The organism is Actinomadura monticuli, assembly GCF_041463655.1.
GTDB classification, from domain to species: Bacteria; Actinomycetota; Actinomycetes; order Streptosporangiales; family Streptosporangiaceae; genus Spirillospora; species Spirillospora monticuli.
On record NZ_JAXCEI010000011.1, the window covers coordinates 125,329 to 139,400 of the forward strand.

General features: G+C 73.9%; 15 protein-coding genes. 9 read left to right on the plus strand and 6 right to left on the minus strand.

The genetic code is table 11. The features are described from left to right. Positions 1-24 precede the first annotated feature (24 nt). The 4 genes from SM611_RS24660 to SM611_RS24675 all read left to right on the plus strand — a co-directional run bounded on the left by SM611_RS24660 (position 25) and on the right by SM611_RS24675 (position 3,224). A complete protein-coding gene (locus SM611_RS24660; protein ID WP_371952279.1) occupies positions 25-1,266 on the plus strand; it encodes a bifunctional 3,4-dihydroxy-2-butanone-4-phosphate synthase/GTP cyclohydrolase II in 1,242 nt (413 codons plus the stop codon). Beyond that, positions 1,266-1,772, plus strand: a complete 507-nt coding sequence (ribH, locus tag SM611_RS24665; RefSeq protein WP_371952280.1) for a 6,7-dimethyl-8-ribityllumazine synthase — start codon at positions 1,266-1,268, stop codon at positions 1,770-1,772. Before SM611_RS24660 ends, ribH begins: the two co-directional genes overlap by 1 nt. A 137-nt stretch (positions 1,773-1,909) precedes the next feature. Next, positions 1,910-2,785 carry an ATP phosphoribosyltransferase gene (hisG, locus tag SM611_RS24670; protein WP_371952281.1) on the plus strand — a complete coding sequence of 292 codons (876 nt, stop codon included), beginning with the start codon at positions 1,910-1,912 and terminating at the stop codon, positions 2,783-2,785. Continuing rightward, positions 2,778-3,224 (plus strand): PH domain-containing protein, encoded by a 447-nt coding sequence (locus SM611_RS24675; protein ID WP_371952282.1) that lies wholly within the window; start codon positions 2,778-2,780, stop codon positions 3,222-3,224. Before hisG ends, SM611_RS24675 begins: the two co-directional genes overlap by 8 nt. Positions 3,225-3,231: 7 nt before the next feature. Here the strand turns inward: SM611_RS24675 and SM611_RS24680 are convergent, their stop codons facing one another. From SM611_RS24680 to SM611_RS24690, 3 genes are read right to left on the minus strand one after another with little or no spacing between them, the layout of a single operon-like run. Continuing rightward, on the minus strand, positions 3,232-3,870 hold the full coding sequence (locus SM611_RS24680) for a hypothetical protein (protein WP_371952283.1): 639 nt from the start codon (positions 3,868-3,870) through the stop codon (positions 3,232-3,234). Continuing rightward, complete coding sequence (locus SM611_RS24685) at positions 3,867-5,267, minus strand: selenium-binding protein SBP56-related protein (protein ID WP_371952284.1); 1,401 nt, start codon at positions 5,265-5,267, stop codon at positions 3,867-3,869. Before SM611_RS24685 ends, SM611_RS24680 begins: the two co-directional genes overlap by 4 nt. A gap of 26 nt (positions 5,268-5,293) precedes the next feature. After that, the gene (locus tag SM611_RS24690; protein ID WP_371952285.1) at positions 5,294-6,550 is read right to left on the minus strand and encodes a sulfite oxidase; all 1,257 of its coding nucleotides are present in this window, start codon (positions 6,548-6,550) and stop codon (positions 5,294-5,296) included. A 160-nt stretch (positions 6,551-6,710) separates the two neighbouring features. Between SM611_RS24690 and SM611_RS24695 the strand changes: the two genes are divergently transcribed. The 4 genes from SM611_RS24695 to SM611_RS24710 are packed head-to-tail and all read left to right on the plus strand — an operon-like array spanning position 6,711 to position 10,464. Then, positions 6,711-7,592: an AAA family ATPase gene (locus SM611_RS24695; RefSeq protein ID WP_371952418.1), complete on the plus strand. Its 882-nt coding sequence runs from the start codon at positions 6,711-6,713 to the stop codon at positions 7,590-7,592. A 3-nt stretch (positions 7,593-7,595) separates the two neighbouring features. Continuing rightward, entirely contained in the window at positions 7,596-8,735 is a 1,140-nt protein-coding gene (locus tag SM611_RS24700; RefSeq protein WP_371952286.1) for a vWA domain-containing protein, read from the plus strand. After that, a complete protein-coding gene (locus tag SM611_RS24705; RefSeq protein WP_371952287.1) occupies positions 8,728-9,852 on the plus strand; it encodes an XdhC family protein in 1,125 nt (374 codons plus the stop codon). Before SM611_RS24700 ends, SM611_RS24705 begins: the two co-directional genes overlap by 8 nt. A gap of 18 nt (positions 9,853-9,870) precedes the next feature. Further along, positions 9,871-10,464: a nucleotidyltransferase family protein gene (locus SM611_RS24710; RefSeq protein ID WP_371952288.1), complete on the plus strand. Its 594-nt coding sequence runs from the start codon at positions 9,871-9,873 to the stop codon at positions 10,462-10,464. Here SM611_RS24710 and SM611_RS24715 read toward each other — a convergent pair. Next, entirely contained in the window at positions 10,442-10,912 is a 471-nt protein-coding gene (locus SM611_RS24715) for a MarR family winged helix-turn-helix transcriptional regulator (RefSeq protein ID WP_371952289.1), read from the minus strand. The genes SM611_RS24710 and SM611_RS24715 overlap by 23 nt on opposite strands. Before the next feature lie 73 nt (positions 10,913-10,985). On the opposite strand from SM611_RS24715, the gene SM611_RS24720 reads away from it, so the two are divergent. Next, positions 10,986-11,846 (plus strand): nitroreductase/quinone reductase family protein, encoded by an 861-nt coding sequence (locus SM611_RS24720; RefSeq protein WP_371952290.1) that lies wholly within the window; start codon positions 10,986-10,988, stop codon positions 11,844-11,846. A gap of 11 nt (positions 11,847-11,857) precedes the next feature. On the opposite strand, the gene SM611_RS24725 is transcribed toward SM611_RS24720, so the two are convergent. Further along, positions 11,858-13,078 (minus strand): DUF6986 family protein, encoded by a 1,221-nt coding sequence (locus tag SM611_RS24725; protein ID WP_371952291.1) that lies wholly within the window; start codon positions 13,076-13,078, stop codon positions 11,858-11,860. Positions 13,079-13,138: 60 nt separating this feature from the next. After that, positions 13,139-14,047 (minus strand): aldose 1-epimerase family protein, encoded by a 909-nt coding sequence (locus SM611_RS24730; RefSeq protein ID WP_371952292.1) that lies wholly within the window; start codon positions 14,045-14,047, stop codon positions 13,139-13,141. Positions 14,048-14,072 lie beyond the last annotated feature (25 nt).

The window sequence follows — 14,072 nt, forward strand, 5'->3', positions numbered from 1 at the left end:
TCCCAGGCAGAAGGCGGTGACCGCATGAGCGGCGGCAACGACACGGGCATCAACGACTCGGGCATCTTCGACTCCATCGAGGCGGCGATCGCCGACATCGCGGCGGGACGTCCCGTCGTGGTCGTCGACGACGAGGACCGCGAGAACGAGGGCGACATCATCTTCGCCGCGTCCAAGGCGACGCCCGAGCTGCTGACGTTCACCATCCGCTACACCAGCGGCGTCATCTGCGTCCCGATGGAGGGCGCCGACCTCGACCGGCTGCAGATCCCGCTGATGACGGCGCAGAACACCGAGCGGATGCGCACCGCCTACACGGTCAGCGTCGACGCCCGCCTCGGCGTCAGCACCGGCATCTCCGCCGCCGACCGGGCGCGGACGATCAGGACCCTGTGCGACTCCGCGTCCGAGCCCCGCGACCTCGTCCGGCCCGGCCACATCTTCCCGCTCCGCTACCGGGAGGGCGGCGTGCTGCGGCGGCGCGGCCACACCGAGGCGGCCGTCGACCTCGCCCGGCTCGCGGGCCTCGCCCCGGCGGGCGTCCTCGCCGAGGTGGTGAACGAGGACGGCACCATGGCGCGCCTGCCCGAACTCCAGGTCTTCGCCAAGGAGCACGGGCTCAAGCTCATCTCCATCGAACAACTCGCCGAACACCGCCGCCGCACCGAGGCGATGGTCACCCGCGTCGTCGAGACCCGCCTGCCCAACCGCTACGGGGCGTGGCGCGCCGTCGGCTTCTCCAGCGCCATCGACGGCGGCGAGCACATCGCGCTCGTGCTCGGCGACCTCGGCGACGGCGACGACGTCCTCATCCGGGCGCATTCGGAGTGCCTGACCGGCGATGTCCTGCACTCCGAACGCTGCGACTGCGGGACCCAGCTGGACGCCGCCATGGAGCGCATCGCCGAAGAGGGGCGCGGAATCGTCCTGTACCTGCGCGGCCACGAGGGGCGCGGCATCGGCCTGCTCGCCAAACTGCAGGCGTACGCGCTCCAGGACAACGGCTCCGACACCGTCGACGCGAACCTGGAGCTGGGGCTCCCCGCCGACGCGCGCGAGTACTCCAACGCCGCGCACATGCTGCGCGACCTGGGCGTACGCTCGGTGCGGGTGCTCACCAACAACCCGGACAAGCTCGCGGGCCTGGACGGGTTCGGCGTGGACGTGCGGGGACGCGAGTCCATGCCGGTCGTCGTGACCGAGCACAACCGGCGCTACCTGACGGTCAAGCGCGACCGTCTCGGACACCAGATCGAGGGACTCTGATGAGCGGCGCGGGACGCCCCGAGGACACCGTCGTCGACGCGGCCGGGCTCACGCTCGGCATCGTCTGCACCCGCTGGCACGGGCAGATCACCGACCGGCTGCTGGACCGCGCGCTCGCCGCGGCGAAGGCGTGCGGCGTCGACGAGCCCGTGGTCGCCCGGGTGGCGGGCGCGCTCGAACTCTCCGTGGTCGCGCAGCAGATGGCCCGCGAGTTCGACGCCGTCGTCTGCCTGGGCGCGGTCATCAGGGGCGCCACCGCCCATTTCGACTACGTCTGCGACTCGGTGACCGCGGGTGTGACCCGTGTCGCGCTCGACGAGTCGACTCCGGTGGGCAACGGGGTCCTCACATGTGACACCATTGAGCAGGCGCTGGAACGCAGCGGGCTGCCCGGCAGCCCCGAGGACAAGGGATGGGAGGCGACTGTGGCCGCACTCGACACGGCACTGACCCTGCGAGGTCTGCGGCATCACGGTCACGCCGGGCACGGCGCGAAGCATTCGTAGCGGGTGCAGGGGTTCCGCCCCTGAACGACTCGCGCGTCTGTAGCGGTCGCGAGGGGTTCCGCCCCCGAAAGAGCCGCGCATTCGCAGTCCTCGAACCGCCCGGTATCCCGTACGCATCCTCACCGAAAGGCAATTCCGTGCTGTCACTCGTCCTGCCCAAGGGGTCGCTGGAGAAGGCGACCATGCAGCTGTTCGACGCCGCCGACCTCACCGTCCAGCGCACGTCGGACCGCGACTACCGCGCGTCCATCGACGACCCCCGCATCGACCGGGTCCGGGTCCTGCGCCCGCAGGAGATCCCGACCTACCTGGAGCAGGGGCTGTTCGACCTCGGCATCACCGGCCGCGACTGGATCACCGAGACCGACTCCGACGTGGTCAGCCTCGGCGAGCTGAAGTACTCCAAGGCGACCTCCAACCCGGTCCGCGTGATCATGGCGGTGCCGGACGGGGCGCCGTGGCGGTCGGTGGCCGACCTGCCGGAGGGCGCCCGGATCTCGACCGAGTTCCCGGCGATGACCAAGCGGTTCCTCGACCAGCACGGCGTGAAGGCCACGGTCGTCCCGTCCTACGGCGCGACCGAGGCGAAGGTCCCCGACATCGTGGACGCGATCGTCGACCTCACCGAGACCGGCTCGTCGCTGCGCAAGAACGGCCTGCGGATCCTCGACACGCTGCTGACCAGCTACACCGAGCTGGTCGCCAACCGCGACGCCTACGAGGACGCGGAGAAGCGCGCCGCCATGGAGGACATCTCCCTCCTCCTGCAGGGCGTGATCCGCGCCCGCGGCAAGGTGCTGCTGAAGCTGAACGTCGCCCAGGCCGACCTGCAGAACGTGCTGGACATCATGCCCGCGATGGCGTCGCCGACGGTCACCTCGCTGGCCGGCGGGGAGTCGAACGCCGTGGAGTCCGTCGTCGCCAAGCGCGGCGTCAACACGCTGATCCCGGCGCTGAAGGCGGCGGGCGCGCACGACATCCTCGAGATCCCCATCGCGAAGATCGTTGACTGAGACTCCGGCCCTGCCGACCGTGTGGCGTCCCCGCACCACCCGGATCGTGGCCTACACCACGGCGGGCGTGATCCTGCTCGGCCTGATCGCGCTCGCCGTGGTGGTGCCGGACCAGTACAAGCTGCCCGACCGCGTCCTGATGGTCGGCTTCGGCGCGCTCGTCGCGTGGATCCTGCACATGCTCGCGCGCTGCCGCGTCGCCGCCGACGAGGCGGGCGTCACGGTCGTCAACGCCTTCAGGACGCGCCGCCTCGAATGGCCGCAGATCCTGGACGTGACCATGAACGTCGGCGACCCCTGGCCCACCCTCGACCTGTCGGACGGCACGTCCATCGGCGCCATGGGCATCAACGGCGCCGAGAAGACCCTGGCGGCGCGCCAGCTCGCCGAGCTCCAGGCCCTCCTGCAAGCCAGGGGCGAGACCCCCGACCCCGTCTGACCCGCCCTTAGAGGGCGGTGAACAGGGTGACGGTGCCGGCGCCGATGAGGGCGACGGCCCAGACGCGGTCGAGGTTGAACCAGGCGCGGCGCAGGATCGCCAGGCCGACGACCTCGTAGACGAGCACCGCGATGACGCCCGCCACCGCGAACATCGCGAGGGTGTGCACGGCGGTGACGAAGACGCCCGTCGACAGCGCGCTGCCCGAGGACGAGGCCAGGCCGTGGTCGTGGTGGGCCGGGGCCGTCCCGGACGAGGCGAGCACGGGCAGCAGCATGAGGCCCGCCCCGTGCATCGACGACATCAGGAACGACCACCCGGCGAGCTGCCACAGCGAGATCCGCATGCCCACCCACCGGAAGTGCCGCCGGGACAGCAGCCGCCAGAACCCGAACCCGACGAGGACGGCGCCGCCGCCGATCGCGACCGCCTGGGTCGCGACGACCGAGCGGGTCAGCGCGATGAGGATCGCGACGGCGCCGACCGAGGCGGCGTGGCCCGCCGCGATCGCCGGGAGCGACTGCAGCACGAGTCTCCTGCTGCGCTCCTGGAGGCCGCGGGCCACCGCGAACAGCCACCCCATCGCCGGATTGAGCCCGTGGAACGCGCCCAGCGCCACGAGCGCGGCGAGCGACCCGTCGTTCATGGGTAGCAGTACGAGTCCGAGGAGGCGTCACCGCCCTGGAGGCGGGTCTGGTGGGGGCGGCGGCCGCGGAAGTCGTCGCCGTTCGGGAAGAACCGCTCGTCGAAGGTGAAGGCGTCGTCGGTGGAGTCGAGCTTGGCCATCCAGGCGCCGACGCCGTCCGGGAAGAACTGGTCGTCCCAGGAGCCGTAGAGCGAGTTGGTGACGTAGACGCGCTTCCCGTCGCGGCTGACCTCGACCATCTGGGGCCCGCCCGCGAGGGGGCGGTCCGGGGCCGCCGGGTGCGGCGTCCGGTTGACGATGCCGCCGATGCGCACCGAGCCGGCCTCGACAGGGTTGAACGGGTCGCTGACGTCGTAGCGCTTCAACTCTCCGGTGCCCCAGCACGAGACGTACAGCCACTGGTCGTCCACGGACAGGTCGATGTCGGTGATGAGCGGCGGCACCGCCCCGAACGGCTGGATCACCGGGGGGAGCGCCCCGGCGTCGGCGGGTTCGGCGGGGATGGTGATGACCTTCTTCGCCGCCCACGCGTCGCCGTCGCGGTGCCACACCCAGACGGACGCCGACAGGTCCTCGACGCTGACGACCACGCCGGCGAAACCGTACAGCTTGGTCGGGTCGTGCGCCGGGCGCAGCTCCAGCACCATCTGGTGCTCGTCGCCGAGGTCCACGGTCTGGACGTGCTTGCGCTTGCGGAGGTCGAAGAAGTTCAGCGAGTGCCCGTACTTGCGCCCGAGCAGCAGCTCGGCGACGACGCCGTCCTCCACCATGGACGGCGTGCCCCACTCGGAGGTGACGAGGACGTCGTGCGCGATGTGCCACCACGCGTCGTAGGCGAAGTACTGCGGGCCCCGGTCGACCTCCCAGCGCCCGAGGACCTCGAACGAGGCGTGGTCGAGCAGCGCGATGCCGCCCGGCCCGTCCTCGCCGCCCGCGCCGCCGAGCGCCGTCAGGTAGAGGCCCTCCGGCCCGCAGTGGACGGTGTGCGGGCGCGAGTACCCGGCCCGCTTGGCCAGCTCGTCCGCCTCCAGCACCTTGACGATCTCGGGTGCGGCGGGGTCGTCCTTGGTGTCGATGACGTACACCCGCGAGGACCGCAGGCCGGGCACGATCAGGTACCGGCGCTCGACGTGCGGGTGCGGCGAGCCGGGGCACAGCGCGCTGCTGCACGCGTTCCACCCGAAGTGGTGCAGCTCGTCGCCGAGGAACGGCAGGTCGGTCCAGCCCACCACGGAGCCGTAGGAGCCGGAACCCGGGTCCACGTCGAGGACCGCGATCGCGTCGGGCTTCTCGGCGGCGCGGTCGAACGCGGCCACGTACGCCAGCTTCTCCGCCGGGGCGGCGGCCGCGTCGCGGGGGGAGGCGTAGAAGGTCGGGTCCGGCTTCCACAGTGCCATGGGGGTCGGGTCCTCTCAGACGGGCGTCAGGCGATGGTGACGGGGTGGCGCACGACGGCGCCGAACAGGTAGCCGAAGGTGTTGTAGGGGGCGGTGTCGGGCTGGGACGCGCCGGTCTCGTCGGCCGCCCGCGCGAGCAGTTCGTACCGGCCCGCCGCACGCGGCGTCCACGGGTGCTCCCAGCGGACCCATCCGCGCGGGTTCGGGTGGCGGTCCAGGACGCGGGCGGGACGCCAGGTCGCGCCGCCGTCCACGCTGACCTCGGTGCGCCGCACCCGGCCGTTGCCCGACCAGGACCGGCCGCGCAGGACGTGCGGCCCGGCCGGCAGGGTCGCGTCCCAGGCCAGTTCGAAGGCGGACTTGACGTTCGCGCGGGTGACGGGCGGCGACCCCTCCTGCGGGTAGCCGGGCCCGAAGAGCCGGTAGAAGCGGGTGTTCCACGGCGAGTACAGCGGTTCGGCGGCGACCTGGATGTCGCCGAGCCACTTGATGGAGGCGATCCCCGTCCAGGAGGGCACGACCAGCCGGACGGGATGGCCGTGGTCGGGCGGGAGGGGGGCGCCGTTCATCTCGTAGGCGAGCAGGACGTCCTTCAGCGCCTTGGCGACCGGCAGGGGGCGCCGCACGCGGCCGAGGTTCTCGCCCTTGTCCACGTACTCAGCGTCGAGCCCGCGCGGCAGGATGTCCACGGCCTCGCGGGTTATACCTGCGAGTCTCAGGACGGTCGACAGCCGGACCCCGCGCCACCGCGCGACGCCCACCGCGCCCAGCCGCCAGCCCGTGCCGGACACCTGCTGCCCCTGCTGGGACGTGTAGAACCCGCGCCCGTTGCCCGTGCACTCGATGAACGCCGTGATCGTCTCGGCGGGGAGCCGCCGGAGGCGGTCGTAGGAGAACTCGATGGGGCCGTCCTCGCCGGGGGAGCCGCGCAGCCCGCTGCCCCAGAGCCGGAGCCGCCACGTGCGCGCGTCGATGAGCGGCGTCGAGACGTGGTTGCGGACGAAGAACCGGTCCGCGGGGGTGAGCAGGCCCTGGCCGCGCATGGCCTCCCACCGCATCTCGGCGTTCGTGCCGTGCTCGATGAACAGCTCGGGCGGCAGGGGTTTCACGATGCCTGTGGCCGCCCCGGCCGGAGCGGCGGCCAGCGCGCCGCCGGCTCCGGCGGCCAGGCCGGCGCCGGCGCCCGCCGACAGGCGCAGCAGGCCGCGGCGGGACAGCGAGCGGACGTGTTCGTAGGTCGCCTCGTCGGTCAGGCCGACGTCCTTCCGGTCACCGGATCGCATGGTCCGATGCTGCTCAGTGAGCGCCGAAAAGTCAACTTTCCCTACTGGTTTAACATAAAATTGCCCCCGTGCGGACGGAGCCGCGAAAACGCAAGAGGCCCGGCCGTGTGAGTTGGGTCTCGCGCCGAGTAGCCTCGGTGCCGTGGGGGAGACGGCGTCGATGACCACCGACCGGGTCGGATCGCCCGCGGAGCTCGCGGGCCTGCTGGACCGGCACGCCTACCTGTGCGACGACGGGCTCGCGACGGCGTGCTTCCTCGCGCTGCGGATGGGCCGGCCGCTGTTCCTGGAGGGCGAGGCCGGCGTCGGCAAGACCGAGCTGGCCAAGACGCTCGCGCGCGGGCTCGGCGCGCCGCTGATCCGGCTGCAGTGCTACGAGGGGCTGGACGCGTCCCAGGCCCTCTACGACTGGGACTTCCCCCGCCAGCTGCTGCATCTGCGCGCCGCCGAGGCGGCGGGCGTGCACGACGTGTCGCGGCTGGAGGGCGAGCTGTACGACCGGCGCTTCCTGCTGGCCAGGCCGCTGCTGCGCGCGCTGGAGACCTCGCCGAGCGTCCTGCTGGTGGACGAGCTCGACCGCGCCGACGACGAGTTCGAGGCGTTCCTGCTGGAGGTCCTCAGCGACTTCACCATCACCGTCCCCGAACTCGGGACGATCCGGGCCGAGCGCCCCCCGGTGGTCGTGGTCACGTCCAACCGCACCCGCGAGGTCCACGACGCGCTCAAGCGGCGCTGCCTGTACCACTGGCTGGAGCACCCCACGTTCGACCGGGAGGTCGCGATCATCAGGCGCCGGCTGCCCGGCGCGGCCGAGCGGCTCGCCGGGCAGGTCGCCCGCGCCGCGCAGCGGATGCGCGAGACCGACCTGCTGAAGCCGCCCGGCGTCGCCGAGACCCTCGACTGGACCGAGGCCCTGGTGGCGCTCGGCGTCCGCGAGCTCGACCCGGGCACGGCCGCGGTGACGCTCGGCGCCGTCCTGAAGTACCGCGAAGACCAGCAGCGCGTGCTCGGCGGGCTGGAAGCGCTGCTCAACGGGGGCTGAGCCGTGCGGCGGGACGTCACCGAGACCATGGTCGGGTTCGCCCGGACGCTGCGCGCGGCGGGCGGCGCCGCCGACCCCGAGCGCGTCCAGGCGATGGTCGCGGCGCTCGACCACCTCGACGTCCTCGACCCGAACGAGGTGTACTGGGCCGGGCGGCTGACGCTGTGCGCCGACCCCGCCGACCTCGCCCGCTACGACCGGTGCTTCGCCGCGTACTTCTCCGGCGCGACCGCCCGGCCGGGGCGCCGGCCGCCGCCCGTCGTCGTCCGCCGGATGACGGTGCCCGACCCGGGCGCGCAGGCGGGGGACGACGAGGCGGGCGAGCTGAAGGCGGCCACCGCCAGCGAGGTGGAGGTGCTCCGCGACCGCGACCTGGCGCGGCTCAGCGCGGCCGAGCGCGCCGAGGTCGCCCGGCTCATCGCGGTGCTCGACGCGGGGGCGGAGCGGCGCCGCTCGCGCCGGTTCGCGCCCGCGCCGGCCGGCCGGCTCGACCCCGCCCGGACGGTCCGCGAGACGCTCCGGCGCGGCGGCGAGACGTCCCTGCTGCGGCACCGCGCGCACCGCACCCGCCCGCGCCGGGTCGTCCTGATCGTGGACGTCAGCGGATCGATGTCCCCGTACGCCGACGCGCTGCTCCGGTTCGCGCACGCCGCCGCCCGGTCCGGCGGCCGGGACGTGGAGGTCTTCAGCGCCGGGACGCGCCTCACCCGCCTCACCCGGGAGCTGCGGCACCGCGACCCGGACGCGGCGATGGCCGCGGCGTCCGCCGCCATCCCGGACTGGAGCGGCGGCACCCGGCTCGGCGAGGAGCTGAAGGAGTTCCTCGACCGGTTCGGGCAGCGCGGCCTCGCCCGCGGCGCGATCGCGGTGATCGCCTCGGACGGCTGGGAGCGCGGCGACGCGACGCTGCTCGGCGAGCAGATGGCGCGGCTGCACCGGCTCGCGCACCGGGTCGTCTGGGCGAACCCGCACAAGGCGCGGCCCGGGTACGAGCCGCTGACGGCCGGGATGGCGGCGGCGCTGCCGCACGTCGACGACTTCACCTCCGGGCACAGCCTCGCGGCACTGGAGGAACTGGCCCGCATCGTCGCGGGCGCCGCCGGCGCGCGCGCCGGCACCGGACAGGGGAGGGTTCATGCGTGACGTCCTCGGCGACATCGCCGGCTGGTACGCGGCGGGGGAGACGTTCGGGCTGGCGACGGTCGTGCACACCTTCCGCAGCGCGCCGCGCCCGCCGGGCGCGGCGATGGCGGTCTCGCCGGGCGGGGAGGTGGCGGGCAGCGTGTCCGGCGGCTGCGTGGAGGGCGCCGTCTACGAGCTGGCGCAGTCGGTGCTGGAGACGGGCGAGCCGGTCGTCCAGCGGTACGGGGTGAGCGACGACGACGCGTTCGCCGTCGGGCTGACCTGCGGCGGGATCCTGGACGTGCTGGTCGAGCCGGTCGGCCCGGCGACGTTCCCCGAGTTCGCCGAGGTCGCGTCGGCGATCGAGCGGCACGAGCCGGTCGCGGTCGCCACCGTCGTCGCCGGTCCGGGCCGGATCGGCGCCCGCCGCGTCGTCTGGGCGGACCGCGCCTCCGGCTCCCTCGCGCCGGGCGAGCCGCACGCCGCCCGCCTCGACGCCGCCGTCGACGACGACGCGCGCGGCATGCTCGCGCAGGGCATCACCGGCCGGCGGCACTACGGGCCGGAGGGGGAGCGGCGCCTGGACGACCTGACCGTCTTCGTGCACTCGTTCGCCCCGCCGCCGAAGCTGCTGGTGTTCGGCGCGATCGACTTCGCGGCGGCCGTCGCGCGGGTCGGCAAGTTCCTCGGCTACCACGTGACGGTGTGCGACGCGCGGCCGGTGTTCGCCACGCCGAAGCGGTTCCCCGAGGCCGACGAGGTCGTGGTGAAGTGGCCGCACAAGTTCCTGGAGGAGACGCGCGACGGCATCGACGAGCGCACCGCCATCTGCGTCCTGACCCACGACCCCAAGTTCGACGTCCCGCTCCTGGAGGTGGCGCTCCGCACCGGCGCCGGCTACGTCGGCGCGATGGGCTCGCGCCGCACCCACGACGACCGGCTCGCCCGGCTGCGCGAGGCGGGCCTGGCGGACGCGGAGCTGGGGCGGCTGCGCTCGCCGATCGGCCTCGACCTCGGCGCCCGGACGCCGGAGGAGACGGCGGTGTCGATCGCGGCGGAGCTCGTCCAGCTCCGCTGGGGCGGCTCGGGACGGCCGCTCACCGACACCAGCGGCCGGATCCACGCGGACGCGCCCTGACGGCACTACCCTCGCTGGATGACGTTGCACCGAGCGGTGTCCCCGGCGGGCCTGCTGCTCGCCGCGGGCGAGGGCAGCCGCCTCGGCCGCCCCAAGGCGACCCTGGAACTGGACGGCGAACGCCTCGTCGACCGCGGCGTCCGGACGCTGCGGGAGGGGGGCTGCACCCCGGTCCTGGTGGTGGCGGGCGCCGCGCAGATCGAGGTCATCGGCGCCGTCGTCGTCCCGAACCCGGACTGGCGGGACGGCATGGGCTCCTCGCTGCGCGCCGGGCTCGCCGCGCTGCCGCCCGCCTGCCCCGCCGTGGTGATCGCGCTCGTCGACCAGCCGCTCGTCACGCCCGCCGCCGTCGGACGCCTGATCGCCGCGTACGAGGGGGGCGCCGGCATCGCCGTCGCGACCTACGGCGGGGCGCGCCGCAATCCCGTGCTCCTGAGCGCCGCGCACTTCGCCGCCGCCGCCGAGGCCGCGGTGGGGGACCAGGGGGCGCGCGGGTACCTGCGGGACCACGCCGACCTGGTCACGGCCGTGCCGTGCGACGACGTGGCGGCGCCCGACGACATCGACACCCCGGGCGACCTCGCCGCCTTCAACCGCCGCGAGCGGCGGTGACGGCGCGCTCGTAGGCGAGCAGCGTGTCGATGAACATCCCGCGCTGCTCCGGCGTGAGCGGCTCCAGGGCGACGCGCCACGCGCCGGCGCCCCGGCCGAGCCAGCCGTTGATCGCGGGCAGGTGCTCGTCCGCGACGCTGACGATGGTGCGGCGGCGGTCGCCGGGGTCCTCGCGGCGTTCGAGGATGCCCTGCCGGCTGAGGTCGCCGACCATCAGGCTGACGGTGGCGGGCGCCACCTCCAGCCGCCCGGCGAGGGCGTTCACCGTCATCGGGCCGTCGAACAGCAGGTAGGCCAGCAGCGACAGGTGCCGCGGCGCGAGGTCGAAGGACGCCAGCTCGGCCGGCACCTTGATCTTCTTCGCGGCGGAGACCAGCCGCGGCATCAGCAGCAGCATGGTCCGGATGCCGTCGTCGACGTCCGGCCCGGCGCTCTCATCGGTTGACATTGCCTCTGCTTTCAAAATAGCTTTGCTCGCAAAGCAAATAATCCGGGCACGTCCAGGATAGGAGGCCCCGCCCATGAGCGACGGGAACCGGCAGGTCATCGAGGAGTTCCGGGCGAACGCCGGCCGGGTCGGCGTCTTCGAAGGCGCGGACCTGCTGCTGCTCACCAGCACCGGACGGAGGACCGGCGCCCCGCACACCACGCCGCTCGGCCGCATGGCGGACGGCGACCGGCTCCTGGTGTTCGCCTCCAACGCCGGCCTCCCGCACGACCCGGCGTGGTACCGCAATATCCGCGCCGACCCCCGCGTCACCGTCGAGACCGGCGCCGAGACCTTCGCCGGCGTCGCGATCCCCGTCGAAGGCGAGGAGCGCGACCGGCTGTACGCGCGCCGCGCCGAACAGGTCCCCGCCTACGCCGAGTACCAGCGGCGGACCACCCGCGTCATCCCGGTCGTCGCCGTCCACCGCGGCGTCCCCGGCGGTCGCGGCGCCGCCCTGGGCGACGAACTGGTCAAAATCCACGACGATCTGCGCGCCCGCCTGGCGGACCTCCGCGCCGACGTCCGCGCCTTCTACGCCGGCTCCCGCGACGTCCCCGACCTCGCCCGGCAGCTCCGCGAGCACTGCGTCTCGGTCTGCGGCGTCCTCGGCGAGCACCACGACAACGAGGAGGGGCGCGGCTTCCCGCGCCTGGCGGCGCAGTTCCCCGGCCTCGCCCCCGTCATCGGCAGGCTGCGCCGCGAGCACGTCGCCGTCACCGAGAACCGCCGCCGGCTCCAGGAACTGCTGGACGACGCCGCCTCCCGCGACCCCGGCCTCGTCCAGGCGGAACTCGACACGATGACCGCCGAACTCGACGCCCACTTCGCCTACGAGGAGGAGCAGCTGCGCGCCCTCCTCAACGCGGTCGGCCCCCTCTGGAGGCGGCCCTAGGACGCCCGCCCCTAAGAAGCCGGGAGGACGCTCTCGTCCAGCGCGCCGCAGTCGACCGCGCGGCGGAGCCGGGCCGTGAGCGCCCGGATGGTGGCGGGCTCGTCCAGCACGCCGCTCGCGTTCCCCGCCGCCTGCTCGTGCCACGCCCGCACCCGCCCGATGACGTCGTCGACACCGCTCAGATGGAACGCGTACACGGCGGCGTACCGGCTCGGCAGGTGCGCGGGATGCAGGTCCCAGCCCTGGTAGAAGCCGTGGGCGAGGGAGTGCCGGACGTGCGCCGCGTGCGTCGCCCACGCCGCGTTGACCTCGTCCGGCCCGTCGTTGCGGGGGATGACGTTCGTGGAGCCGTCCGACAGCCGCACCCCGGTTCCGGCGAGCGACACCTGCATGACGTGCCGGGCGAAGTCGCACGCCGGATGGTCGAGCCGCTGCTCGTGCGGCGGCAGCCCGAGCGCGGCGGTGTAGTCGAACACGCCGAAGTGGGCGGCGGTGATCCGGCCCTGCGCCGCGGCCACCAGCGGGCCGAGCCCGACCCGGTCCTCCTCGTGGTCGATGAGCGACTGCGGCGTCTCGACCTGGATCTCGAACCGCAGGATGCCCTGCGGCAGCCCGAGCGAGGTCTCCAGCCGGTCCAGGAACTCGACGAACAGCCGGACGTGCTCGGCCGTCACCACCTTCGGGAAGGTGATCGTGAACCCGCCTGGCAGCCGGCCGAGCCGGTCGCGCAGCGCGGTCAGGAACCCGTCCAGGGTCCGCATCGCCCGCTCGTGGCCGCCGTCGGCGAACGACTTCACCCGCACGCCCCAGTAGTGGGGGAGGCCCTTGACCTGGTACGCCGCGGCGACGGCCTCGACGACCTGGTCGACGTGCGCGTCCTCCTCGGCGTCCTCGCGCACGCCGTAGCCGTCCTCGAAGTCGATCCGGACGTCCTCGACCGGCTCGGCGGCGAGCTTCGCCGCGACCCGCTCCCGGACGGGCCCGGCCAGCTCGGGGTCGAGCCCGAACGCGGCGCCGAACGACCCGGCGCCCGGGGTGTGGGTGTTCAGCAGCCGCAGCGCCTCGGCGCCGAAGTCGGCGGGGGTCGAGCGGGAGAACCGGTCGGCCGGCACGTACACGGTGTGCACGGGCTGCCGGCCCTCCGCGCCGCCCGGGAAGCGCTCGCCGTGCGCGTCGCGGGCGGCGGCGATGCGCGCGGACAGGTCGTCGAACGAGGACACGCTGAGGTTCACCTCGCCATGATCCCCCACCGGCCGCCCGCCGGGGAACCGATCGGACCGTTATGGGCCGGATCAGGCTCCGGCGACGATGCCCCAGGCACCGTGGAACTCCGCGCCGGGGGCGAGGTCGACGAGGCCCTCACCGGACGCGAACGCGTTCGGCGGGCACGTCATGGGCTCGACGCCGAGGCCCGCGCGGGGCTTCGGGGCGTCGTCGGCCGTGTAGATCTCCATCCACGGGTGCGCCTCGTCGGCCCACAGCCGGACCGTCCGGCCCCCGCCGGACAGGACCACCCAGGTGCGGCCGTCGCCGTCGCGGTTCAGGTCGGCGAACGCGTTGTCGATCCTCCGGCCGCCGAGCAGCGGGCCGGTGCGCAGGTCGTACCCGGTGCCCGTGACGTCCTCGGACGGCCCCGACGGGATCATGCGGTCGTCCACCGGCAGGTACCGGTCGGCGCCCAGGTGGACCGTGCACGCGTCGATGGGCTCGCCGACCGTCAGATAGGGGTGCGCGCCGTGCCCGTACGGGGCGGTCCGCGCCCCCGGGTTGCGGGCGGACATCCGCACGCGCAGGCCGTCGGACGCGTCGAGTGCGTACTCGACCTCCAGGTCGAGGCGGAACGGGTAGCCGCCCGTGGCGAGGAGCCGGTGGGTGAGCCGCACCCGGTCCGGCTCGTGCTCGGCGGCCTTCCACGACGCCCACCGGACGAGTCCGTGGATCGCGCAGTCGCGGGCGGGCTCGGACACGTCCAGCTGGTGCTCGGCGCCGCCGTAGGAGTAGCGGCCGCGGTCGACGCGGTTCGGCCACGGGATCAGCAGGTGCCCGAACGCCGCCGGGGCCGGCTCGTCCGCGCCGTGCGACAGCACCAGGGGGCGCCCCTCGTGGGACAGCTCGCGCAGGCTCGCGCCCGACTCGGTGACGACGGCCTGGTACGGCCCGGCGCTGAGGGCGAACTGCTCCCCGGTGATCGACTCGCTCATGCCCCGGACGCTACCCCGTGCCGCC

What these genes read in the sequence shown, in the direction of transcription:
- SM611_RS24685 (WP_371952284.1), bottom strand. Translation starts at nt 5,267, where the DNA reads ATGGCACTGTGGAAGCCGGACCCGACCTTCTACGCCTCCCCCCGCGAC.
- SM611_RS24695 (WP_371952418.1), top strand. Translation starts at nt 6,711, where the DNA reads ATGACCACCGACCGGGTCGGATCGCCCGCGGAGCTCGCGGGCCTGCTG.
- SM611_RS24705 (WP_371952287.1), top strand. Translation starts at nt 8,728, where the DNA reads ATGCGTGACGTCCTCGGCGACATCGCCGGCTGGTACGCGGCGGGGGAG.
- SM611_RS24715 (WP_371952289.1), bottom strand. Translation starts at nt 10,912, where the DNA reads ATGTCAACCGATGAGAGCGCCGGGCCGGACGTCGACGACGGCATCCGG.
- ribH (WP_371952280.1), top strand. Translation starts at nt 1,266, where the DNA reads ATGAGCGGCGCGGGACGCCCCGAGGACACCGTCGTCGACGCGGCCGGG.
- SM611_RS24720 (WP_371952290.1), top strand. Translation starts at nt 10,986, where the DNA reads ATGAGCGACGGGAACCGGCAGGTCATCGAGGAGTTCCGGGCGAACGCC.
- SM611_RS24690 (WP_371952285.1), bottom strand. Translation starts at nt 6,550, where the DNA reads ATGCGATCCGGTGACCGGAAGGACGTCGGCCTGACCGACGAGGCGACC.
- SM611_RS24710 (WP_371952288.1), top strand. Translation starts at nt 9,871, where the DNA reads ATGACGTTGCACCGAGCGGTGTCCCCGGCGGGCCTGCTGCTCGCCGCG.
- SM611_RS24660 (WP_371952279.1), top strand. Translation starts at nt 25, where the DNA reads ATGAGCGGCGGCAACGACACGGGCATCAACGACTCGGGCATCTTCGAC.
- SM611_RS24730 (WP_371952292.1), bottom strand. Translation starts at nt 14,047, where the DNA reads ATGAGCGAGTCGATCACCGGGGAGCAGTTCGCCCTCAGCGCCGGGCCG.
- SM611_RS24680 (WP_371952283.1), bottom strand. Translation starts at nt 3,870, where the DNA reads ATGAACGACGGGTCGCTCGCCGCGCTCGTGGCGCTGGGCGCGTTCCAC.